General features: G+C 61.1%; 21 protein-coding genes. 11 read left to right on the plus strand and 10 right to left on the minus strand.

Features of this window, described 5'->3' with window-relative positions; genetic code table 11:
- Window positions 1–2 precede the first annotated feature (2 nt).
- The 4 genes from gpt to DBAC_RS16195 are packed head-to-tail and all read right to left on the minus strand — an operon-like array spanning window position 3 to window position 3,544.
- Window positions 3–488 carry a xanthine phosphoribosyltransferase gene (gene gpt, locus DBAC_RS16180; protein ID WP_015775398.1) on the minus strand — a complete coding sequence of 162 codons (486 nt, stop codon included), beginning with the start codon at window positions 486–488 and terminating at the stop codon, window positions 3–5.
- Window positions 489–497: 9 nt separating this feature from the next.
- Window positions 498–1,418: an ABC transporter permease gene (locus tag DBAC_RS16185; protein ID WP_015775399.1), complete on the minus strand. Its 921-nt coding sequence runs from the start codon at window positions 1,416–1,418 to the stop codon at window positions 498–500.
- The gene (locus DBAC_RS16190) at window positions 1,415–2,479 is read right to left on the minus strand and encodes an ABC transporter permease (protein ID WP_015775400.1); all 1,065 of its coding nucleotides are present in this window, start codon (window positions 2,477–2,479) and stop codon (window positions 1,415–1,417) included. Before DBAC_RS16190 ends, DBAC_RS16185 begins: the two co-directional genes overlap by 4 nt.
- A gap of 9 nt (window positions 2,480–2,488) precedes the next feature.
- Window positions 2,489–3,544, minus strand: a complete 1,056-nt coding sequence (locus tag DBAC_RS16195) for a BMP family ABC transporter substrate-binding protein (protein WP_081434509.1) — start codon at window positions 3,542–3,544, stop codon at window positions 2,489–2,491.
- A 343-nt stretch (window positions 3,545–3,887) separates the two neighbouring features.
- Here DBAC_RS16195 and DBAC_RS16200 point away from each other — a divergent pair, with 343 nt between their 5' ends.
- Window positions 3,888–4,382 (plus strand): PilZ domain-containing protein, encoded by a 495-nt coding sequence (locus tag DBAC_RS16200; protein ID WP_015775402.1) that lies wholly within the window; start codon window positions 3,888–3,890, stop codon window positions 4,380–4,382.
- A 99-nt stretch (window positions 4,383–4,481) separates the two neighbouring features.
- On the opposite strand, the gene DBAC_RS16205 is transcribed toward DBAC_RS16200, so the two are convergent.
- Together DBAC_RS16205 and rdgC are read right to left on the minus strand one after the other, a co-directional pair.
- Window positions 4,482–5,006 carry a hypothetical protein gene (locus tag DBAC_RS16205; protein ID WP_043811167.1) on the minus strand — a complete coding sequence of 175 codons (525 nt, stop codon included), beginning with the start codon at window positions 5,004–5,006 and terminating at the stop codon, window positions 4,482–4,484.
- Window positions 5,003–5,632: a recombination-associated protein RdgC gene (gene rdgC, locus DBAC_RS16210; RefSeq protein WP_015775404.1), complete on the minus strand. Its 630-nt coding sequence runs from the start codon at window positions 5,630–5,632 to the stop codon at window positions 5,003–5,005. Before rdgC ends, DBAC_RS16205 begins: the two co-directional genes overlap by 4 nt.
- A gap of 95 nt (window positions 5,633–5,727) precedes the next feature.
- Here rdgC and DBAC_RS16215 point away from each other — a divergent pair, with 95 nt between their 5' ends.
- A complete protein-coding gene (locus DBAC_RS16215) occupies window positions 5,728–7,857 on the plus strand; it encodes a DUF3536 domain-containing protein (RefSeq protein ID WP_015775405.1) in 2,130 nt (709 codons plus the stop codon).
- 132 nt (window positions 7,858–7,989) lie between these two features.
- On the opposite strand, the gene trmFO is transcribed toward DBAC_RS16215, so the two are convergent.
- Window positions 7,990–9,291 carry a methylenetetrahydrofolate--tRNA-(uracil(54)-C(5))-methyltransferase (FADH(2)-oxidizing) TrmFO gene (gene trmFO / locus DBAC_RS16220; protein WP_015775406.1) on the minus strand — a complete coding sequence of 434 codons (1,302 nt, stop codon included), beginning with the start codon at window positions 9,289–9,291 and terminating at the stop codon, window positions 7,990–7,992.
- A 132-nt stretch (window positions 9,292–9,423) separates the two neighbouring features.
- Entirely contained in the window at window positions 9,424–12,138 is a 2,715-nt protein-coding gene (locus DBAC_RS16225; protein ID WP_015775407.1) for a cation-transporting P-type ATPase, read from the minus strand.
- A 140-nt stretch (window positions 12,139–12,278) separates the two neighbouring features.
- Between DBAC_RS16225 and DBAC_RS19750 the strand changes: the two genes are divergently transcribed.
- Window positions 12,279–12,638 carry a hypothetical protein gene (locus DBAC_RS19750; RefSeq protein WP_015775408.1) on the plus strand — a complete coding sequence of 120 codons (360 nt, stop codon included), beginning with the start codon at window positions 12,279–12,281 and terminating at the stop codon, window positions 12,636–12,638.
- Window positions 12,632–13,333, plus strand: a complete 702-nt coding sequence (locus DBAC_RS16235; RefSeq protein ID WP_218915580.1) for a pseudouridine synthase — start codon at window positions 12,632–12,634, stop codon at window positions 13,331–13,333. Before DBAC_RS19750 ends, DBAC_RS16235 begins: the two co-directional genes overlap by 7 nt.
- A 33-nt stretch (window positions 13,334–13,366) precedes the next feature.
- On the opposite strand, the gene DBAC_RS16240 is transcribed toward DBAC_RS16235, so the two are convergent.
- Together DBAC_RS16240 and DBAC_RS16245 are read right to left on the minus strand one after the other, a co-directional pair.
- Entirely contained in the window at window positions 13,367–13,570 is a 204-nt protein-coding gene (locus DBAC_RS16240; RefSeq protein ID WP_015775410.1) for a hypothetical protein, read from the minus strand.
- Window positions 13,571–13,573: 3 nt separating this feature from the next.
- On the minus strand, window positions 13,574–14,626 hold the full coding sequence (locus DBAC_RS16245; protein WP_015775411.1) for a tetratricopeptide repeat protein: 1,053 nt from the start codon (window positions 14,624–14,626) through the stop codon (window positions 13,574–13,576).
- A 244-nt stretch (window positions 14,627–14,870) separates the two neighbouring features.
- On the opposite strand from DBAC_RS16245, the gene DBAC_RS16250 reads away from it, so the two are divergent.
- From DBAC_RS16250 to hepT, 7 genes are all read left to right on the plus strand, one after another.
- On the plus strand, window positions 14,871–16,835 hold the full coding sequence (locus DBAC_RS16250; protein WP_015775412.1) for a peptidase U32 family protein: 1,965 nt from the start codon (window positions 14,871–14,873) through the stop codon (window positions 16,833–16,835).
- A gap of 246 nt (window positions 16,836–17,081) precedes the next feature.
- On the plus strand, window positions 17,082–17,387 hold the full coding sequence (locus DBAC_RS16255; RefSeq protein ID WP_043811170.1) for a ComEA family DNA-binding protein: 306 nt from the start codon (window positions 17,082–17,084) through the stop codon (window positions 17,385–17,387).
- A gap of 112 nt (window positions 17,388–17,499) precedes the next feature.
- Complete coding sequence (locus tag DBAC_RS16260) at window positions 17,500–18,024, plus strand: winged helix-turn-helix domain-containing protein (protein WP_043811173.1); 525 nt, start codon at window positions 17,500–17,502, stop codon at window positions 18,022–18,024.
- A gap of 44 nt (window positions 18,025–18,068) precedes the next feature.
- Window positions 18,069–19,187 (plus strand): GDP-mannose 4,6-dehydratase, encoded by a 1,119-nt coding sequence (gene gmd, locus DBAC_RS16265; protein ID WP_015775414.1) that lies wholly within the window; start codon window positions 18,069–18,071, stop codon window positions 19,185–19,187.
- Window positions 19,188–19,194: 7 nt separating this feature from the next.
- A complete protein-coding gene (locus DBAC_RS16270; protein ID WP_015775415.1) occupies window positions 19,195–20,193 on the plus strand; it encodes a GDP-L-fucose synthase family protein in 999 nt (332 codons plus the stop codon).
- A 23-nt stretch (window positions 20,194–20,216) separates the two neighbouring features.
- A complete protein-coding gene (mntA, locus tag DBAC_RS16275) occupies window positions 20,217–20,615 on the plus strand; it encodes a type VII toxin-antitoxin system MntA family adenylyltransferase antitoxin (protein ID WP_015775416.1) in 399 nt (132 codons plus the stop codon).
- Between the two features lie 40 nt (window positions 20,616–20,655).
- The gene (hepT, locus tag DBAC_RS16280) at window positions 20,656–21,078 is read left to right on the plus strand and encodes a type VII toxin-antitoxin system HepT family RNase toxin (protein WP_015775417.1); all 423 of its coding nucleotides are present in this window, start codon (window positions 20,656–20,658) and stop codon (window positions 21,076–21,078) included.
- Window positions 21,079–21,080 lie beyond the last annotated feature (2 nt).

Raw genomic sequence — 21,080 nt, forward strand, 5'->3', positions numbered from 1 at the left:
CCTCAGCCCTGCCGCATCCCGGCGATGGGCTGCACGAACTGCGATTCCGTGTCCCACGGAAAGAGGATCCAGGTGTCCTGGCTGACCTCGGTGACGAAGGTGTCCACCAGCGGGCGTCCTGCGGGCTTGGCGTAGACGGAGGCGAAGTGGGCCTTGGGCAGCAGTTCGCGGATGAGCTTGGCGGTGCGGCCGGTGTCGACCAGATCATCGATGATGAGCCAGCCCTCGCCGTTGCCCTCGATGCCTTTCAACAGCTTGACCTCGCCTTTCTGGTTTTTCCAGTCATAGCTGGACACGCAGATCGTATCCACCAGTCGGATGTCCAGTTCGCGGGCGATGATTGCCGCGGGCACAAGGCCGCCACGGGTCACGGCGATGATGCCGTTGAAGAAATCCTTGTCCAGAAGGCGCCAGGAAAGGGCCTTGGCATCACGGTGCAGCTGGTCCCAGGAAATGGGGTAGGTGCGCTGATATCTGTTTTCGGTCATAAACGTATCCTATTCAGAAGGTTCCATGTTCACGCCCAGAGCGGCCGGGGCTTGGGTGCGGTCGCTACGCCATGACGAGAACGCCAGGGCCGCGATGGTCAACACATAGGGCAGCATGAGCAGGATGGACGAAGGCAGTGCCGTGCCCATGGCCTGCAGACGGAGCTGGAAGGCCATGACTCCGCCGAAAAGATAGGCTCCAAGCATGGCGCGACTGGGGCGCCAGAAGGCGAAGATGACCAGGGCCACCGCGATCCAGCCGCGTCCGGCGGTCAGCCCGTTGGTCCATAAATGGGTGTAGGCGAGGCTCAGATAGCTTCCGCCAAAACCGACCAGCATCCCGCCTCCCAGCAGCGCCGCCCAGCGGTAGGCCAATACGTTCAGGCCGGCGGCCCGTGTCGCGGCGGGGCTCTCGCCGGCGGCGCGGATGGCCATGCCCCAGCGGCTGTAGCGGAAGAAGGCCCACAAGAGCGGCGGGATGAGGTAGGAGAGATAGACCAGCGCGTCCTGCTGGAAAAAGATCGTGCCCAGTGCGGGCAGATCGCCGAGGCCGGGCAGGGAGAATTTGTCGAAGCCGGGGGCGGTGCGGCCGATGTAGGGCGTGCCGAAAAAACCGGCCAGGCCCGTGCCGAAGATGGTCAGGGCCAGCCCCGAGACGACCTGGTTGCCCAGAAACCAGATGCAGACAACGCCATGCAGCGCGGCCATGCACGCGCCGCCCAATCCTCCTGCCACAAAGGCCAGCACGGGTGAGCCCGTATGCAGGGCGGTGAGGAAGGCGATCAGAGCGCCGACAAGCATCATGCCCTCGACTCCAAGGTTCAGGATGCCACCCTTTTCGGTCAGGATCTCGCCCAGCGTGGCGTAAAGAATCGGGGTTCCGGCCTGCACCGTGGCCGCAAGCAGGGCGAGCAGAATCTCGGGGGTCATCTGATCCTCCTGAAGTGCAGGCGATAGCGCGAGAAGAATCCTCCGGCCAGAACGGCCAGGAGGATAAGGCCTTCCATGATGGCGCCGAAGGCCGCCGGGACCTGCAGGTCGAGCTGCAGGGTCTCCATGCCTACGCGCAGGCCCGCCAGAAGAAAAGACGACACGGCGATGATAAGCGGGTTCAGGTTGGCCAGCCAGGCCACGACAATGGCCGTGTACCCGTAGCCGGACATGATGCTCGGCTGCAGCCGCCCGAGCGTGGCGGATGCCTCCAGAAATCCGGCCCATCCGGCCAGGGCCCCGCTCACGGCCATGACCAAGACCACCAGCTTGGCGTAGGGCATGCGTGCGTAACGGGCGGCGCGGACATTTTCGCCGCAGGCCCGAAGTTCATAACCCAGGCGGGTGGAGCGCAGGAAAATCGTCATCAGTACGCCGATGGCCAGGCAGAGCAGCAGCCCCCAGTTCAGGCGGGTGTCTCCGATGCGCGCGACCACGGCGGCGGGCACGAATTCGCTGGTCATGGGAAAGCCGAAACTGCCCGGGTCCTTCCAGATTCCGTAGACAAGATACTCAAGAATCAGGATGCCCACATAATTGAGCATCAAGGTGACGATGATCTCGTTGGCTTTGAGTTTAAGACGCAGCACCGCAGGAATGATTCCCCACAGGCTACCGGTCAGCGAGGCGCAGATCAGCATGGTCGGCAGCAGGGCGTACCAGGGCCAGCCGGGAAAGGTCAGGGCGGCCCAGGTTGCGCCCACGGCGCCCAGGGCGAACTGGCCCTCTGCACCGATGTTCCAGATCTGCAAACGAAAAGTCAGGCCCACGCCCAGCGAGCACAGAAAAATGGGGATGGCCTTGATCAGGCAGTCCTCCAGCGCATAGCCGGAGCCAAAAGCGCTGTGCACCAGCAGCCACAGGGCGCTTGCCGCCGGTTTGTCCTGCACGGCCAGAAGCAGCCCGCTAACGGTGAAGGCCAGGGCCAAGGCTGTCAGAAAAACAAGACAGGAGCCCCACCCAAGGGGCTCCTGTCTTCGAACGGCACTGAATTGAAGCATTGAGGGACCTTATTCCAGGGTGCCGACAACGCCCTGCACGAACCAGTTGAATCCGAGCAGATCCGCGTCGGCCATGACCGTGCCGGCCGCGACTTTCTCGGCCCCGGACTGGTCCTTGATGGGGCCGGTGAAGACCTGATAGGTGCCGGCGGCGATTTCCGCCTTCTTGTCGAGCACGGTCTTCTGCACATCGGCCGGAACCATCTCGCCGAAGGGCGCGATATCGACGATGCCCTTGTCCAGTCCGTACCAGTAGAAGTCGCTCTTCCAGGTGCCGTCTTTGATCTGCTGGACCATTTCCGTATAGAACGGGCCCCAGTTCCAGATGGCTGCGGTCAGGTGCGACTTGGGCGCAAAAGCGCTCATGTCGGTGTTGTAACCCACGGAGTAGACGCCGCGTTCCTGCGCCGCTTCCTGCGGGCCGGGGGAATCCTGATGCTGGGCGATGACGTCGCAACCGACGTCGAGCAGGGATTTGCCGGCTTCTTTTTCGGTTGCCGGGTCGTACCAGGTCTTGGTCCAGACTACGCGGACCTGCACATCGGGATTCACGGCCTGGGCGCCAAGGGTGAAGGCGTTGATGCCGCGGATGACTTCGGGAATGGGGAAGGCCGCCACGTAGCCCAGCACGTTGGACTTGGTCATGGCGCCTGCGACCATGCCGGTCAGGTAGCGGGCCTGATAGATGCGGCCGAAATAATTGGCCATGTTTTCAGCATTTTTGTAGCCGGAACAGTGCAGGAATTTGACCTTGGGAAAATCCTTGGACACTTTCAGCATGGGGTCCATGTAGCCGTAACTTGTGGCGAAGATGACGTCATACCCCTTGCGGGCCATGTTCATGATGACGCGTTCGGAATCCTGCCCTTCGGCCACGGATTCGACAAACGAGGTGGTCACTCCGTCCATGGCTTCGACAGCCAGTCGGCCCTGGTCATGGGCATAGGAATATCCGGCGTCTCCCACCGGGGACACATAGACAAAACCGACTTTCATGTCTTCGGCGAAGCAGGTTGATCCCAAGGCCAAAAAGGCCAGCAGGAACAAGGGCAAACATTTTCGCATCATCCGTCCTCCGTAAAGTGTTGCTGCAAGGGGTGGCCCCGGGGCACGATGCCCATTCATGGGGAGAGTTCCAAGCACATGGCACATAGCCAATACCATGTACGCTGGCAACAGGCAGAAGGCCATGCCGACATCCATGTAAATCGGACAAATGTCAGACAGTTGTTGACAAGAGCGCAGAAAATCCGGAAAAAACAGACAATAAATCAGAATGATCGGGGTTCATGATTTCCATTTTTTACTACTAACATATTGAAATAAAAACGTATTGATCCATCCGGCACGGTTCTGTCATACTGTCTTACAATCATCCCGTAGAATAGCGCGGGAAAAGGGAGTAAACATGTCCAAAGACACGATGATAAGTTTCCGGACCACGGAAGAATTCAGCAAATCGCTGAAAAAATTTGCAAAGAAGAACAAGGTCACGCTTTCCGGCTTTATCGACGCCGTTTTGCAGGATTTTTTGCAGTCCCAGGCGGGGCAGGACATCCTGCTGGAGGACCGGCGCAGGTTTCCGCGCCAGCACAAGGCCCTTCCGGCCATCATCAGCGGCCAAAACGGTTCGCAAAAATATTTCCATGCCAGCAAGATAACCAACCTGTCCCTGGGCGGGATCAATCTCGTCGTGCCCAAGAACGGCGACGGGTGCAATCTGGTCGACCAGAAGCTGGAATCCTTTGATGTCGTCTTCGCCCTGCCGCAGGAAGAGCGCCCCATCACCATCCAGTGCCAGGGCAAGCGGGTTTTTCAGACCGCGGACTGCTATCAGGTCGGCGCCAGCTTCGACGACACCGACCTGGACAGCTATCAGGCTTTGCAGAGCTATCTCTACTGATCCATTCCGCCTCGCCATGCAGCTATCGCCTCGGGATACGGCGTTGTCCCCGGGCGATTCAGGGCTTTGGAGACGGTGTGGACGGTACGGAATGCCGGATCAGTTTTCCAGCCATCTGCGCAGATGCGCCGTCTCCTCCTGCCATTTTGGTCCGAAGCGCAGGTCCAGAAAACGCGCGTAGACCACGTCCAGATAATCCATGCATTTTTCCAGCAGGTAGATTTTCTCCAGGATGCGACCGTCCGGGTCTTCGCCCTCCTCCATCTTCATCTCCACCTTGGGGGTTTTGAGGCCCTGCAGGGTGAAGTTGGCGGCGTCCAGAAGCACCTGCCAGCTGATCTCGTCCCTTTCGACGCGAACCTTGGCCTTGTAGACCTTTTTGCCGTTTCGAAGCCCAAGGCGCGCCTCGCGCAGTTCGGCCATGGGGCCGCTGCATACGGCTGTTTCCTTGGCCTCTCCCTCGCCGCCCTGGACCGAGACCTTCTGCTCCACCGTGACCGAGAACGCTTCGCCTTCCTTGGTCCGGAAGAGTCCGCTGCTGGTTTCACTGGCAAACCACAGCCAGGTCAGAAATTCCTGTCCCAGGGCCAGGCTCACTGTTTCCGCGTGTTCCAGATCCATCATGCACCTCCCTGGGCGAAAACGGTTGGTTCAAAATCGTCAAGCGCCGCCTTGCGTTCGGCTCCAAGGATGTTCAGGGCCTGAAAGTAGGGCGTCAGGGGCTCCAGGTGCAGGCCGAAGGTGTGGGTGAACAGCTCCTCGAAGAGTTCGGTCAGCTTGGACTGGGTGGACGCGATCCAGACGGTCTGCCGGTTTGTGTCCCAGACCACGTCGAAGCAGGCCGGAATGGGCAGGGTCCGGGCGCGCAGGCGCAGTTCGACCTGTTCGCGGATCTCGGTCTTCTGCTCTTTGGTCAAAAATTTCTTGCCCTGGTCGCGCATGGCCCGCATGGCCTCGTTCATGGCCACGGCGAAGTGCTTTTTCATGACCGCGGGCGGCACGCGACGCGTGTCCAGACGCAGGGTGAAGGTCAGGTACGGGCCTTTTTCAGGCGGACACAACGCAAAGTCCGGATCGAGCATATTGTCGAAGGAGACCCAGCCAAAGCTGCGTTCTTCGGCGCTGGCGTCGATATCGCGAAAAGCGTTGCGTTTGAGGCGGTCGTCCACTTCGTGCCACAGGCTCGAAGGGATATCCTCCTCCACAATGCGGTAACGGGTGAGCCCCACGCTTGCTGACATGAATCCCAAGGTATCCTCCCTCGCCGTCCTCATCTTTGCGCTTTGACGGCATCCTGGTTTTGTTTAAAGGTCTAGATTCATCACTCGAATTTTACGGAGTTCCCATGTCCAAAGCACTCTGCATACACGGTCATTTTTACCAGCCGCCCCGCTTCGACCCCTGGCTCGAAGACGTACTGCCGGAAGGCAGTGCCGCCCCGGAACACGATTGGAACATACGCATCACCCGGGAATGCTACGCTCCTCTGGCCTGGGCGCGCCGGCTCGGCGGGACGGGCATGATCTGCGAGCTGGTCAATTGCTATGCATGGATGAGCTTCAATTTCGGGCCCACCTTGCTGCGCTGGATGGAACTCCATGCCCCTGAGACCTATACGCGCATCCTGGAAGGGGACAGGCAGAGCCGTGAGCGTCTTGGCCACGGCAATGCCCTGGCACAAGTGTACCATCACTCCATCATGCCCTTGGCGACGGAATTGGACAAGGACCTGGAGATAGCCTGGGCCGTCCAGGATTTCCGGACCCGCTTCGGGCGTGATCCCGAAGGCATGTGGCTGGCCGAGACCGCCGTGGATCTGCCGACGCTCCAGGCCCTGGCCGATGCGGGGATCCGTTTCACCATCCTGGCTCCCCGGCAGGCGCAGGCCATTCGCGGCGCAGGGGGAGAATTTTCTCCCGTGACCGAAGACAGCCTCGATACTACGCGGCCCTATCTGGTCAAGCTCCCTCAAGGCAAGTCAATAAGCGTGTTTTTTTACGACGGGGCCGTCTCCCGGGCCGTGGCCTTCGAGCGCCTGCTCGGTAGCGGAGAGAATTTCTGGGTCAGGCTTGTCGGTTCTTTTTCCCAGGGCCTTGGGAGCATCGCCACGGACGGAGAGTCCTACGGGCATCATTTCATGTTCGGCGAAATGGCGCTGGCGTATGTCGTACAGCAGGCCAGGGAGGGGCGCGACAACGTCGGCCTGACCAATTACGGCGCCTATCTCGCGGCCCATCCGGCCACGGACGAGGTGCTTATCCATGAAAACACCTCCTGGAGTTGCGTGCACGGGGTGGAGCGCTGGAAAACCCACTGCGGCTGCTCCGATGGCGGGCACCCGGACTGGATGCAGGATTGGCGCAGACCGCTCAGGCGCTGCCTCAACTATCTGAAATACTACGCGGATGAACATTTTTTCAAACGGGGAAGCGCTTTTTTCCGCGAAAGCGGCGTTGCCCTGCAGGAGTACGGGCTGGTTTTGGCCGGAAGCGAAGCCCTGGAGTCGTTTCTGGAAAGGCACTGCCTGCCCGGCCTTGAGCCGGCGCAGCGCACCGATGCCTGCCGGTTGCTGCTCATGCAGCGGCTGGCCCTGGCCAGTTTTTCGAGCTGCGCCTGGTTCTTTGACGACATTGCCCGGATTGAACCCTTGAATGGTTTGACCTCTGCCCGGCGCGCGCTGGATCTGCTGGCGGCCACGGGCGGACCGGACGTGGAGGCCGGTTTTGTGCGCGTGCTGGCCGAAGCCCAGTCGAACATGCGTGAAGATTGGGACGGGGCGGCCCTGTGGGAGGAGCTGGTCACCTCCCGGCGTCCGTCCCTGCACGAGCTTGCCGCCTATCCGCGCCGTTTTCCGGCGGCAAAGGACCGGCCGGAGATGGCTTGGCCGGGCGTTCGGCTTGCGCTTGAATCCGATGCCAAGGGCCAAAGGCTGCACTGCTTCTGGACCCGGACCCTGGAAGAGGAGACGGCCTCGCTGTCAGGGCCGGAAGAGTTCCCGCCGCATTCCAGGCACAAGGCCGAGGTGGGTTTTCGTCTGGCCAGGGAAAACGAACGGGAGCTTTTGCAGCAATCCTGCCTTTTGGCCCGGAATATGGCGCCGCTCTTGTCCGGTTTTACCGAAGGACAAAGCGAGCCGCAGCAATCCCTGGCCATGCAGATTCCCGGACTGGTCTGGAACTGGCTTTTCGAAGGCCAGGAGCTGCCTCGGGACATGCAGGACTCCCTGGCCGCATGGTTTGCGGCCAACGCGGGCATCCGCAAGCTGCTGGAACGCCTGATCGAAGAGCGCGGCACCCAGATGGCCTTGTCCCTGCCCGGGCAGGCCCACGCCCTGGTCGAGCTGATCACTCGCTCGCGCCGCCTGGGGCTGTCCATCTACTGGTGGGAAGCCCAGAACGCGGTCATGGCCGTGCCGAACAGATGCGTTCACGTGGAATTGTGCACGCTGCTGGGGCTGTCGGTTCCGGAAATGTAGAAGCGGGAACCCGTCTGCGCGTGGTGACCGTAAGGGCGAAAAATTGTAGGGGCGAAAAATTTTTCGCCCCTACCCCATGCAAGGGGTGCAGGGGACGAGTCCCCTGCCCGCCGGAGGCATCTTTTCCTTTTCCTATTCCCCTTCAATCCACCTTTTCCAGACTTCCCGCGCACGCTCTGCATAGAGCGCCTTGCGTTTCTTTTTGGGCGCTTTCATGTTCAGGGCGGGCATGAGGCCGAAGTGGACGTTGGAGGGCTGGAAATGTTTGGCCGGGGTGCGCAGGTGGGCAAGGAGCGCGCCCAGGGCCGTCTCCACCGGCGGCAGCTCGCGCTGTCCGGACAGGAAAAGTCCCAGCCACAGGCCTGTGGCCGCCGACTCCAGATATCCTTCCACGCCGCTGATCTGACCGGCCAGGTAGGTGCCCGGTCTGCCCCGCAGTTCAAGGGTCGGGGTCAGAACTTCCGGGGCCAGCACATAGGTATTGCGGTGGATGCTGCCCATGCGCAGGAATTCGGCGTGGGCGAGGCCGGGGATGGTCAAGAAGATGCGTTTCTGCTCGCCGTATTTGAGCTTGGTCTGAAAGCCGACCATGTTCATGGCCGTCTTTTCGCGGTTTTCGGCTCGCAGTTGTACCACGGCATAGGGCTGCTTGCCGGTGCGCGGGTCGATAAGGCCCACGGGCTTCAAAGGGCCGAAAGCCAGGGTCATTTCCCCGCGTTCGGCCATGACTTCGATGGGCAGGCAACCCTCGAAGTGCATTTCCTTTTCGAATTCCCTTGGCGCGACCTTTTCCCCGGCCACCAGCGCCCGCACGAAGGCCAGGTATTCGTCCTCATTCATGGGGCAGTTCAGGTAGTCCTTGTCCTCGGGGGCGTAGCGCGAGGCCCAGAAGGCCACGCTCATGTCCACCGATTCCGTGAGCACGATGGGCGCGATGGCGTCGTAAAAGGCCAGGCTGTCCTGGCCGACGATGCGCGAGAGGTCCGAGGACAGGGCGTCACTGGCCAGGGGGCCGGCGGTGATGATGAGTGCCGCGTGCCCTGCGCCGTCCAGTTCCGCCAGGTTTGCTATTTCGCGCCGTTGCAGCGTGATGCGCGGGTGTTCTTCGATGCGTCTGGTCATTTCGCGGGCGAAAAGCTCACGGTCTACGGCCAGTGCCTTCCCGGCGGGCACTTCCACTCCTTTGGCCACGTCCATGACCAGGCTGCCAAGCTCCGTCATTTCGAGTTTCAGCAGGCCGATGCCGGTTTCAAGCTCTGCCGAGCGAAAGGAGTTGGAGCAGACCAGTTCGGCCAGGTCCTTGCTCTGATGGGCGGGGGAGAAGCGCTGCGGCTTCATTTCATAGAGAACGACGTCGCATCCGGCCTGGGCCAGCTGCCAGGCGGCTTCGCATCCGGCCAGTCCGGCCCCGACAATTGCGTAGGTTTTGCTCATCTCATGTTTCCGTGATGGTGGTAAAAGGCGGACTTGTGGCCCATGGTTGCGCCGTGGTCAATCCTTAAAGGGGCAGCCCGCCGCATCTGGTGCGACGGGCTGCGGTGTTGCATGATGGCGAAGCGGGCCGGATCAGGCGTGGCCGGCGGCCTTGGCTGGACGGTTGCGGAGCCATTTCTCGACCTCGATCACGATGAAGGCCAGGATCGAAACGCCGATGATCTTGAGCCAGGGCAGGACGCCGATGGGCGCGCTGCCGAACAGGACATTCATGAACGGGACGTAGGTGAAGGCGAGCTGCAGGACGACCATGATGGCGAATCCGCCCACCACCCAGGGGTTTGTCCACAGCCCGAGGGCAAAGGGGGAGCGGGTGAAGGAGCGGCTGTTGAAGAGGTAGAAGGCTTCGACCATGACGAAGACGTTGACGGCTACGGTACGCGCCTGTTCCTGCACGCCGGTGGTGCGCAGTTCCCATTCGTAGAGGCCGAAAGCGGCGACAAGTAGGAGTCCGCCCACCAGCAGGATACGGATGTAGAGTTCCGTGTCCAGGATGGGCAGTCTCGGATCGCGCGGGTCGCGGTTCATGATGCCCGGCTCCTTGGGCTCGAAGGCGAGCATGAGGCCGAGGCATCCGGCCGTGGTCATGTTGATCCACAGGATCTGCACCGGCAGGATGGGCAGGGCCACCCCGAGCAGGACGGCGGCAAGGATGACCAGGCCTTCGCCTACGTTGGTGGGCAGGGTCCAGACGATGAATTTGAGCAGGTTGTCGTACACGCCCCGGCCTTCCTCCACGGCGGCCTCGATGGTGGCGAAGTTGTCGTCGGTCAGGATCATGTCCGAGGCCTCCTTGGCCGCCTCGGTGCCGCCCTTGCCCATGGCCACGCCGATGTCGGCCTGTTTCAGGGCCGGGGCGTCGTTGACGCCGTCGCCGGTCATGGCCACGACCTCGCCCCGGCTTTGCAGAGCCATGACCAGACGCAGCTTCTGGTCCGGGGCGACGCGGGCGAAGACGGCGGTGTCGGCGGCTTTGGCCACCAGTTCCTCATCGGATATCCGGGACATGTCCGCGCCGGTCATGACCTGACAGGTCGGGCTGCCGGGACAGGTCTCGATGCCGAGTCCCAGCTGAACGCCGATGGCCGCCGCCGTGACCGCGTGGTCGCCGGTGATCATCTTGACCTTGACCCCTGCGCGGTGAAAGGCGTGCACGGCCTGGACCGCCTCGGGGCGCGGCGGATCGATCATGCCCGTGAGGCCGATGAAGATCAGTTCGGAAGAGACATGCTCATGCGCGAGCGATGAGATTTCGGCAGGCAATTCCTTGCAGGCCATGGCCAGGACGCGCATGCCGTCCATGCCCAGGCGCTCGACCTCGGCGCGGATGGAGTCCGGATCAAGGGGCTGAAGCGTGCCGTCGGCGTGAAGTTCCATGGCCGCGCGGTCGAGCACGGTTTCCACCGAGCCCTTGAAGAAGACAAGGCGCGGGCTGGACGCTCCCTGGTCGTGCAGGGTGGCCATGTACTGGTGCTCGGATTCAAAGGGCAGGGTGTCGATGCGCGGCAGGCTCCGGGACTGTTCGTCCAGCCGCAGGCCGCCCTTGCCGGCGGCCACGATCAACGCGGCCTCGGTGGGATCGCCGACGACCTTTTCCCCGGTTTCCGAATATTCGATGCTGGTGTCGTTGCAGAGCAGGCCGGCCAAGAGCGTGGTGCGCAGGGCCTGGTTGCGCTCGTCGAATCCTTCGATGTCCCCTTCGGGCTGGTACCCCGCGCCGCTGACCGCGTGGCTTGCAAGGCCCGCGAAGATGGCGGTGACGGTCATCTGGTTTTCGGTCAGGGTGCCGGTCTTGTCCGAGCAGATGACCGAGGCTCCGCCCAGGGTCTCCACGGCGGGGAGCTTGCGGATGATGGCGCCGCGCGCGGCCATGCGCGAAACGCCCATGGCCAGGATGACGGTCACCGCGGCGGGCAGGCCTTCGGGAATGGCGCCCACGGCCAGGGCCACTGCGGCCATGAACATGTCGGCGGCTTTCTCGCCGCGCAGCACGCCGGCGGTGAAGGTCAGGGCGGCCAGGGCCAGGATGGCCCAGAGCAGGATGTGGCTGAAGCTTGCGATCTTGCGGGTCAGCGGAGTGGCCAGTTCGTCGGCCTCGGAGACCATGGTCGAGATGCGGCCGATTTCGGTGCAGTCGCCGGTGCTCACGACCACGCCCGTGGCCTGGCCGTAGGTGATCAGGGTGGAGGCGTAGGCCATGTTGCGGCGGTCGCCGAGGACGGCGTCCTGCGGCAGGGCGTCCGCGGCTTTGCCCACGGGCACGGATTCGCCGGTCAGGGCCGACTCGTCCACGCGCAGGTCCTTGATGGAAAAGAGACGAAGGTCGGCCGGCACCTTGTCGCCCGAGCGCAGCACCACGATGTCTCCGGGGACCAGTTCCGAAGCCGCCACGCGCCTGGTGGAGCCTGAACGGATGACCACCGCTTCGGTTATCATGGAATTGGCAAGCGCTTCCAGCGCTCCGGCGGCCTTGGCCTCCTGGATGTATCCGACAATGGCGTTGACCAGGACCACGCCCACGATGACGGCGGAATCGACCACTTCGCCCAGGGCGGCAGTGATTATTCCAGCCGCGACGAGGATGTAGACCAGGGGCTGGTGGAACTGCAGCAGGAAGCGTTCGAGTTTGGTTTTGCCCCGGCGCGTGGTCAGGGCATTGGGGCCGAATTCGTCGGTTCGCCATTTGATCTGCAAGGTATCAAGGCCCTTGCCCGGGTCGACTTGAAAAACCTCCAGCACATCCTTGGACGGCAGGTGATGCCAGAGCTTTCCGCTAAAACAATCCATATGGACGCTCCTCGTGTTTGTGATGGGGAAGGCGCACTGCGTTCTCGTCGGTTTGGGGAAAACAAGTGTTTACTGAGTAGAGCACATAATGGCAAACTTCAAGGTGTGAAGGGCGCAAACAATAACACCGGGAGGTATCCATGCGACTGAAAAACTGGCTGCTGCTCATGCTCACGGTTTTCGTCATTCAGGGCTGCGTCATCGCGCCCGCCGCGCCGCCGCAGCGGCATGGACCGCCGGATCACGCCCCGGCCCACGGCTACCGCAACAAATACCGCTATTCCTATTATCCGGATGCCGGGGTGTACTTTGACCTGGACCGCAAGATCTATTTCTATCTGGACCGGGGATGGCGGAGCGCGGTGGTCCTGCCGCGGGCGCTGCGGGTCCGGTTGGGCGGTCCGGTGAGTATGGAGCTCGATCTCGACAAACCGTACTACCGCTACGACGAGCACAGGTCCACGTATCCGCCAAGCAAAAAGAAGAACAAGCGGTGGTGATCATCTCGCCGGGTTTTGAACTGATCGCGCGCGAGCCCGGATTTGTTGTCGTGCACAAGGATCCGGGCCTCGATTTTCACGACTGCGACGGTCGCATGGGGTTGTGCAGCCTGGTCCGGGATCGGCTGCAAGCCAGGGTCTTTCCGGTCCATCGCCTGGACAAGGCCACCTCGGGGCTGCTGCTTTTGGCCAGGAGCCGGGAGTGGGCCGCGGCGCTGGCCGGATTGTTCCGCGAGCGGGCTGTGCAGAAATACTACATCGCCCTGTCGGATCTCACTCCAGGCAAGAAGCAGGGGCTCGTTCAGGGCGACATGGTCCGTTCGCGGCGGGGCAGCTGGAAGCTGGCGCGGAGCATGGAGCGTCCGGCCAGGACGCGTTTTCTGAGCTGGTCCGTGCGGCCGGGTATGCGCCTTTTTGTCCTGAAGCCCATGAGCGGCCGCACCCATCAGCTGCGCGTGGCCATGAAGAGCCTGGGCGCGCCCATCCTGGGCGACAGCCTTTATCACCCCATTGTCCCGGATTGGCCCGATCGCATGTATCTGCACGCCCACACCCTGCGGTTTTCCCTGGGCGGACAAAATTTTGCCTACGCCTGTCCGCCCAGAAGCGGAGACATGTTTTTGGAAGACGCGACGCAGAGCATGCTGCAGGCTCTGGGGCCACTGGAGGGCCTTGCCTGGCCTGCGCAGCCCTAAGTTGTAGATAGAGAGGCGAGCGGAGGGAGGCGGTCAGGTATCGAGCAGGTTGTTGCCCTTGACGCGCATGCGGGAGTTCAGGGCATCGATGCGTTCCTGCAGGCGCGCGCGGCGGTGTTCGTTTTTTTCACCGTAAAAGGAGCGAAGCAGGAAATTGCGGCAATGAAACAGGGTGTGGGACTCTTGGTCGATATCGACCAGCTTTCCACAGATGGCGCAGGTGCTGAACTTGGCCATGGCTCACACCCCTCGCGGAGGTTGAAACGGGGCGTTTGAATTGTCTTCCCAGGACACTCCGGTCAGCAGGCGGTACATTTTGAGCGCTTCGAGATGTTCCGGAGACAGGGCCAACGCGAGCTTGATGCATTCCAGGGCGTTTGCCGGCTGCGCATCGCAAAAATAGGCCTTTGCCATGTTGTAGTGAATGTTTTCATCCTTGGGGCTAAGCTGAACGGCCTGGAAATAAGCCTGGATGGCCTGCTTGTACTGTTTTTCCTGGCGCAGCCGGATGCCCAGTGTGTTGTATGGATTGGGCGCGTTGATGTCGTATTTGACGATTTCGACGAATATTTTTTTGACCTTGGCAAAATTGTTGAGCTTTGCGTATTCATCGGCGGCTTTTTGCAGATAGTAGCGGTAGCGGTCGATGTCGTTTTTTCCCAGATAGGCTTGGGCCAGCCCTTCGTAAGCCTTGATGAAGGTCTGGTTGCGGGCCAGGGACTGGTTGAAGGCCTGGATGGCGTCGGACCATTTTTTGTCCACCAGAAACTGGCAGCCCCGGAAGAAAAGACGGCTGGCCTGCTCGTCCTCCTGGTTGACGACGAGGGTCAGGTCGCCGATGGCGTCTTCATAGCGGCCCTGAACGATCAACGTCGCGGCCTGCTCCACGGTTTCGCGGTCGCTGTCCGGTGTGTGTTCAATCTTTCCGGACTGGATCATGTGCTTTTCCAGGGCCGGCAGGGTGTAGGGGCGCAGAACCAGCCCGGAGCACCCGGCGGAGATGACGCCAAGCACGAACTCTTCGGCCCGCTCCGACGATATGACCAGAATGTGCAGGTATTCCGCCTGTCTGACTTCGCGCAGGGCAGTGACAAACTCGGCGATGCTCAGATCCTCGACTTCCGTGTCGACGATGATGATCCGGGCAGGATTGAACTTGATGAACTCCACCGCCGCCTTGCCCGAGGAAAAGCGCGCGCAGTTGCTGTATCCGAGCCGGGTCAGATTGTCTCTGGTTTCCTGAAAAAGGGAGTCCTGGCTCGTGGCCACGAAAACGAGATCCGTCATTCCCATGCGCTTACATGTCCTGTTTTTCTGCATGTTCTTAAGTAGTGCCTAGCAATTGTCATACGCGTTTCGTACATGGTTCACAAGGGTCCGGCCCTTCCCCCCGCGTATTGGTCCTTGACATCCCCCCAGTCCGTTACGCTACCCGGAATATGTTCGCCTGCCTTTTGATCACGCTTTCATACGCAGCAGCGCCGCCGGCCTTTCGCCTGCGGATATCAACTTTCGGCCCAGGGCCGTTGGTCTTTCCATGGAAATCAAGAAAAAAATCGAAATTCTCGCTCCGGCCGGTGACATAGACAGCTTTTTGGCCGCCATCGCCGCCGGAGCCGACGCCATCTACTGCGGCCTCAAAAATTTTTCCGCGCGCATGGAGGCGGAGAATTTTTCCCTGACCGAGCTCGCGGCCCTGACCGAGCTGGCTCATGCCAAGGGCATTCGCGTGCATGTGGCCATGAATAATCTGCTTAAAACTCCGGAACTGGATCAGGCCGGGCGCCTCATCCATCGGCTGCAGACGCAGGTCGGGCCGGACGCGCTCATTGTGCAGGATCTGGGCCTGCCCGTCCTGGCCAGGCAGGCCGGGTTCACGGGCGAGCTGCATCTCTCCACCCTGGCCAACGGCGGCACCATTGCCGGACTGCCGCAGATTCTGGCCTTGGGCGTGGATCGTCTGGTGTTGCCCCGGGAGCTGTCCATCGACGAGATCAAAGCCGTCGCCAGCCGCTGTCCGGAGGGCCTTGGGCTGGAAGTGTTCGTGCATGGCGCGCTCTGCTACGCGGTCTCCGGCCGGTGCTACTGGTCGAGCTATCTGGGGGGCAAAAGCGGTCTGCGCGGCCGTTGCGTGCAGCCTTGCCGGCGTCAGTACCAGCAGAAGAGCCAGAAGACGTCGTTCTTTTCCTGCGACGATCTGTCCCTGGACGTGTTGGTGCGTCCTTTGAGCGGCGTGGACAAGGTAGATTCCTGGAAGATCGAGGGGCGCAAAAAAGGGCCGCATTACGTCTACTATACGGTCACGGCCTATCGCATGCTGCGTGACGCGGGCGATGATCCGGCCCAGCGCAAGGCGGCTCTGGGGCTTTTGGACATGGCGCTGGGGCGGCCGTCCTCGCACTACAATTTTCTTGGGCACCGGCCCAGCAATCCCATCGCCGACCGGGAACAGACCGCCTCGGGGCACATGGTCGGCAAGGTCCAGGGCGGGTTCAAGGCCGCCTATGTTTCCCCGCGCGAACCGCTCAAAAGCGGAGACCTGCTGCGCGTCGGCTACGAGGATCAGGCCGGGCATCAGACCGTGAAAATCCGGCGCGACATCCCCAAGGGCGGGCGCCTGGAGCTGGCCAAAGGTCAGGGGCGTCCCGCACCCCAGGGCGCCCCGGTGTTTCTGGTGGACCGGCGGGAGCGGGAGCTGCAGGCCTTGATCGCGGACCTGAAAAAGGATCTGTCTTTCGACCGGCCGACCAAGGAGTCCACCTTTACCCCGACCCTGCCGCGAACCGTGCGGCGCAAGGGCAAGCCGCGCGAGATGGACGTCTGGCGCAGCCTGCCGGCCAGACTTGGCAATCAGAGCGAGCAGGCAGTGTGGCTGACGCCGGGCGTGGAGCGGAACATTTCGCGCAATATTTTCGGGCGTATCTGGTGGTGGTTGCCGCCCGTGATCTGGCCGGCCGAAGAAAAAGCCTGGACCGAGTGCCTGGAGAACATGACCCGCCTCGGTGCCAGGCAGTTCGTGCTGAACGCGCCCTGGCAGGCAGGTCTCTTTGCCAAGCCCGAACGCCAGACCTTCTGGGCCGGGCCCATGTGCAACACGGCCAACCCCCTGGCTCTGGCCGAACTTTTCCGAATGGGCTTTGCCGGGGCCTTTGTCAGTCCGGAACTAGACCGCCAGGGTTTTCTGGAATTGCCCGCCCTTTCGCCGCTGCCGCTGGGCATTCTGGTCAAGGGCATACATCCCCTGTGCGTCTCGCGCATCCTTTCGGACAACCTGCGCGAGCGCGAGCCCTTCCAGAGTCCCAAGGGCGAGCAGTTTTGGTCAAGAACCTACGGCGGTCTGGTGTGGACTTTCCCCAACTGGGAAATCGACCTGAGCGAGAAATGGACGGAACTGGAAAAGGCCGGATACGCCCTCCTGGCGCGTCTGCATGAACCCGTGCCTGACAAGGTGTCCATCAAGGAGCGCCAGGGGCTCTGGAACTGGGACCTGAAGATGCTGTAACCCGGTCGCCTGCCGGGCACCAAGAAATGCCCGGTCATTCCCGCGCACAGGTGCTCGGCATGGGTCGTTGTATGTCATTCCCGCGAAGGCGGGAATCCATCTTGTACATATATTTATACGTACAAAATCTCGAATCGAAGATTTGTGATTATCGTTCGCACGTTTTTTCATGCTTAAATAAATCAATATTGAATCTTTTAGTGGACTTGTGCACTGATCCTCCGAAATTCATATGGAGGTTTAGTGATGAAAAGATTGCTTCAGGTGATGCTTTGCGTGCTTCTTTTTGGCCTGTTTGCTTCCGCTCCCGCCGTTGCGCAGGATCTGATCAACATCAACACCGCGACGGCCCAGGAGTTGACGGATCTGCCCGGGATCGGGCCGGTTACTGCCGCCAAGATCGTCGAATACCGTGAGGCCAAGCCTTTCGACACGGTCGAGGAGGTTCTTGAAGTCAAGGGCATCGGTCCGGCCAAGTTCGAGGCCATCAAGGATCGCATCACCGTGGGCGCGGCAGCCCCGGCGGCTCCCGCGGCTCCCGCGAAAGAATAGATCCGGCCAGTTTGCATCCTCTTGAAAAGCGGTTCCCGCCCTTTGGGTTGGAGCCGCTTTTTTGCAGCCCGTTCTCTTGCATATCGTTCAAAATAGCTGTACGAAAAACACCATGCTTTCGGAACTCTTCTCCTCCAAGACGCGCATTCAATTGCTGCTCAAACTTTTTCTCAACCCCGACGTGTCCTGCTATCTCAGGGAGTTGGCGACGGAGTTCGCCGTCTCGCCCAATGCCGTGAAGGAAGAGCTGGATAACCTGACCGAAGCCGGGTATCTTGAAAAGAAAAAACAGGGCCGCTCCCTTTTCTTTCGCGCCAACACCAACCACCCGATTTTTCCCGAGCTGCACTCCATCGTCAAAAAGAGTCTCGGCATCGACCGGGTGGTCGAAGACGTCCGCCGCGACCTGGGCGATGTGCACGCGGTCTACATCCTGGACGACTACGCCCTGGGCAAGGATTCCGGGCTCATCGACCTGCTGATCGTCGGCGAGGTCAAGTCGGACAGGCTGCGGGAATACGTGCGCCTCACCGAAGAGAAAATCCGGCGCAAGCTGCGGGTCATGGTGATCGGGGTGGAGGAGTTCGAGGCTTCGAAACAGACTTTTTTGCAGCGGCCGCATTGGAAGGTGGTGTAGGCCTCTGTGGGGTTAATGCTGATAACGTAACACGGGAAGGATGCATGCAGAATTATGACAGGGCGCGACCGGGCGCACCCAAGAAAGCCCTCATAACCGGCATCACGGGTCAGGATGGGGCCTATCTGGCCGAGTTTCTGCTGGCCAAGGGGTATGAGGTGCATGGCATCAAGCGCCGGGCCTCGCTCTTCAACACGGACCGCGTGGATCATCTTTACCAGGATCCGCACGAGCAGGGCCGCAGGTTTTTCCTGCACTACGGCGACCTGACCGACGCCTCCAACCTGATCCGCATCATCCAGCAGGTCCGCCCCGACGAGGTTTACAACCTTGCCGCGCAGTCCCATGTGCAGGTTTCCTTTGAAACGCCGGAATATACGGCCAACGTGGACGGGCTGGGCACGCTGCGCATGCTGGAGGCCATCCGCATCCTGGGGCTGGAGAAGACGACACGCTTTTATCAGGCTTCGACATCCGAATTGTACGGCCTGGTGCAGGAAGTTCCCCAAACGGAGAAGACGCCCTTCTACCCCCGCTCGCCCTACGCCTGCGCCAAGCTCTACGCCTACTGGATCACGGTCAACTACCGCGAAGCGTACGGCATGTACGCCTGTAACGGCATCCTCTTCAACCACGAGTCGCCCCTGCGCGGCGAGACCTTCGTCACCCGCAAGATCACACGCGCCATGGCCCGGATTTACCTCGGGCTGCAGGACTGCATGTTCCTGGGCAACCTGAACGCCCTGCGCGACTGGGGCCATGCCAAGGACTACGTGGAGATGCAGTGGCTCATGCTGCAACAGGACGCTCCGGACGATTACGTCATCGCCACGGGCGAGCAGCACTCCGTGCGCGACTTCGTGCAGGCCGCGGCCAGGGAACTGGGCATGACCATCGAATTTTCCGGCGAAGGCATCGAAGAAAAGGGCGTCAATCCCGCCAACGGCAAGACCGTGGTGGCCGTGGATCCGCGCTACTTCCGCCCCACCGAGGTGGAGACCCTGCTTGGCGACCCATCCAAGGGGAAAGAGAAACTCGGCTGGAAGCCAAGGATCACCTTCCGGGAACTGGTCGCCGAAATGGTCCGGGCGGATCTGGAAGAGGCCAAGAAGGAAGAGCTGTGCGTGCGTGCGGGGTTTTGTGTGAATACGCCGCAGGAGTGACGGTGGCATGAACAAGACAGACAAAATCCTCGTAGCCGGAGCGGCCGGCATGGTCGGCAGCGCCCTGGTGCGCGCTCTTCTGGCCCATGGCTTCGAGAATATTCTCGGCACCATCCACCGCAAGGCACCTGATTTCGGTCCCGAGGCCGCAGGCCGCGTGCGTTTGGAACCCCTGGACCTCATGGATCAGGCGTCAGTGCATGCTTTTTTCGAGCGCGAGCGGCCAGATCACGTCTTTCTGGCCGCGGCAAGGGTAGGCGGCATTCACGCCAACAGCACCTACCCGGCGGATTTCATCCACGCCAATCTGGCCATCCAGACGGGCGCCATCCACAGCGCGTACCAGGCAGGCGCGCAACGCCTCCTTTTTCTGGGCTCAAGCTGCATCTACCCCCGGGATTGTCCGCAGCCCATCCGCGAATCCTACCTGCTGACCGGCCCCCTGGAAGCCACGAACCGCCCCTACGCCGTGGCCAAGATCGCGGGCATCGAGATGTGCTGGGCCTACAACCGCCAATACGGCACGCGTTACGTTGCGGTCATGCCGACCAACCTCTACGGCCCAGGCGACAACTACGATCTGCAAACCAGCCACGTCCTGCCCGCCCTGATCCGCAAGGCCCACGAAGCCAAGACGCGGGGCGACAGGAGTTTCACAGTCTGGGGAACAGGCACCCCGCGCCGCGAATTCCTCTACAGCGACGATCTGGCCAACGCCTGCGTGTATCTGATGAGCGAGGCTGGGAAGACCGAATCTTTGTTTAACGACCAGGAACCGCCTTTGGTTAATATCGGCTGCGGTGAGGATGTGACCATTGCCGAACTGGCCGGGATGGTGGCGGAGGCTGTGGGTTTTGAGGGCGAGATCGTGTTTGACGCGGGCAAGCCGGATGGAACGCCGCAGAAGCTTCTTGATGTATCGAGGCTGAACGGCATGGGGTGGCGGCAAGGTGTTGCGTTGCCGGAGGGAATTGGTTTGACGTACGGGGATTTTTTAAGGGATTGAGCATGGCTGCGGGAGTATTCCCAATGAAAACAGAGAACATGGTGCAAACAATCAGGCAAATCCTGACCGACCCGGATATTCGGTTGGCCATTTTGTTCGGTTCCCAGGCATCCGGGAAAACCCATGCCGGTTCGGATGCCGACGTGGCCGTAGCCCTGGACGGCGAGATGTCACCAGTTCGCCGTGGAGAACTGAGCGCTAGGTTGTCTGAGGCGTTGGGGTGCGAGGTCGATGTCGCCGATATGCGCAAGGCACAGGGCGAGTTTTTGGCGCAGATCGTCCTGGGCGGGGAGGTAGCGGTTAAGCGTGACACGTCTCTTCTGGCAGAACTGGCTATTCGTGCGCTGGGGTACAGGGAAGACATGCGGCCGCTGGTGCTGCGGGCGCTCAAGGACAAGGTGAGGAGAAGTTTGAATGGATGAAATGCTCATTTTTCGGAAAATGTAATTCCTTAGCAGATGCGTGGACAGAATCCGTTCCAAGCGCGGATTCACGCATGAAGAACTGCTTTGCAATTATGACTTGCAGGATATCTTGAGCGTGAATCTTCAACGCGCGGTGCAACTGAGCGTTGATATCGCCTTGCACATGCTCTCCGATCTCTCCAGAACGCTTCCGGACACGATGGAGGAGGCCTTCATCGCGCTATGCGAACACGGAGTCATTTCAGAGCCCACGGCCAACGCCCTTCGTAGCAGCGTCGGCCTGCGCAATGTGGCCGTACACGATTATGTCTCCGTGAATTGGCAGATTGTTAAGGATGTAGTTGCCGGGCATGTGGAAGTTTTTGTGGATTACATGCGTGAAGTTGAGGGATGGCTTGGCAGGAGTGGTGAGATGGGGAAAAGTTATGAAAGCGACACAATTAGCATCGTCCTGATTTGAAA

It is taken from the genome of Desulfomicrobium baculatum DSM 4028 (genome assembly GCF_000023225.1).
GTDB classification, from domain to species: Bacteria; Desulfobacterota; Desulfovibrionia; order Desulfovibrionales; family Desulfomicrobiaceae; genus Desulfomicrobium; species Desulfomicrobium baculatum.

Bases quoted from the DNA above. Each gene is read 5' to 3' on its own strand.
- gpt (WP_015775398.1), bottom strand. From the start codon at position 488: ATGACCGAAAACAGATATCAGCGCACCTACCCCATTTCCTGGGACCAG.
- DBAC_RS16185 (WP_015775399.1), bottom strand. From the start codon at position 1,418: ATGACCCCCGAGATTCTGCTCGCCCTGCTTGCGGCCACGGTGCAGGCC.
- DBAC_RS16190 (WP_015775400.1), bottom strand. From the start codon at position 2,479: ATGCTTCAATTCAGTGCCGTTCGAAGACAGGAGCCCCTTGGGTGGGGC.
- DBAC_RS16195 (WP_081434509.1), bottom strand. From the start codon at position 3,544: ATGCGAAAATGTTTGCCCTTGTTCCTGCTGGCCTTTTTGGCCTTGGGA.
- DBAC_RS16200 (WP_015775402.1), top strand. From the start codon at position 3,888: ATGTCCAAAGACACGATGATAAGTTTCCGGACCACGGAAGAATTCAGC.
- DBAC_RS16205 (WP_043811167.1), bottom strand. From the start codon at position 5,006: ATGATGGATCTGGAACACGCGGAAACAGTGAGCCTGGCCCTGGGACAG.
- DBAC_RS16215 (WP_015775405.1), top strand. From the start codon at position 5,728: ATGTCCAAAGCACTCTGCATACACGGTCATTTTTACCAGCCGCCCCGC.
- trmFO (WP_015775406.1), bottom strand. From the start codon at position 9,291: ATGAGCAAAACCTACGCAATTGTCGGGGCCGGACTGGCCGGATGCGAA.
- DBAC_RS16225 (WP_015775407.1), bottom strand. From the start codon at position 12,138: ATGGATTGTTTTAGCGGAAAGCTCTGGCATCACCTGCCGTCCAAGGAT.
- DBAC_RS19750 (WP_015775408.1), top strand. From the start codon at position 12,279: ATGCGACTGAAAAACTGGCTGCTGCTCATGCTCACGGTTTTCGTCATT.
- DBAC_RS16240 (WP_015775410.1), bottom strand. From the start codon at position 13,570: ATGGCCAAGTTCAGCACCTGCGCCATCTGTGGAAAGCTGGTCGATATC.
- DBAC_RS16245 (WP_015775411.1), bottom strand. From the start codon at position 14,626: ATGGGAATGACGGATCTCGTTTTCGTGGCCACGAGCCAGGACTCCCTT.
- DBAC_RS16250 (WP_015775412.1), top strand. From the start codon at position 14,871: ATGGAAATCAAGAAAAAAATCGAAATTCTCGCTCCGGCCGGTGACATA.
- DBAC_RS16255 (WP_043811170.1), top strand. From the start codon at position 17,082: ATGAAAAGATTGCTTCAGGTGATGCTTTGCGTGCTTCTTTTTGGCCTG.
- DBAC_RS16260 (WP_043811173.1), top strand. From the start codon at position 17,500: ATGCTTTCGGAACTCTTCTCCTCCAAGACGCGCATTCAATTGCTGCTC.
- gmd (WP_015775414.1), top strand. From the start codon at position 18,069: ATGCAGAATTATGACAGGGCGCGACCGGGCGCACCCAAGAAAGCCCTC.
- DBAC_RS16270 (WP_015775415.1), top strand. From the start codon at position 19,195: ATGAACAAGACAGACAAAATCCTCGTAGCCGGAGCGGCCGGCATGGTC.
- mntA (WP_015775416.1), top strand. From the start codon at position 20,217: ATGAAAACAGAGAACATGGTGCAAACAATCAGGCAAATCCTGACCGAC.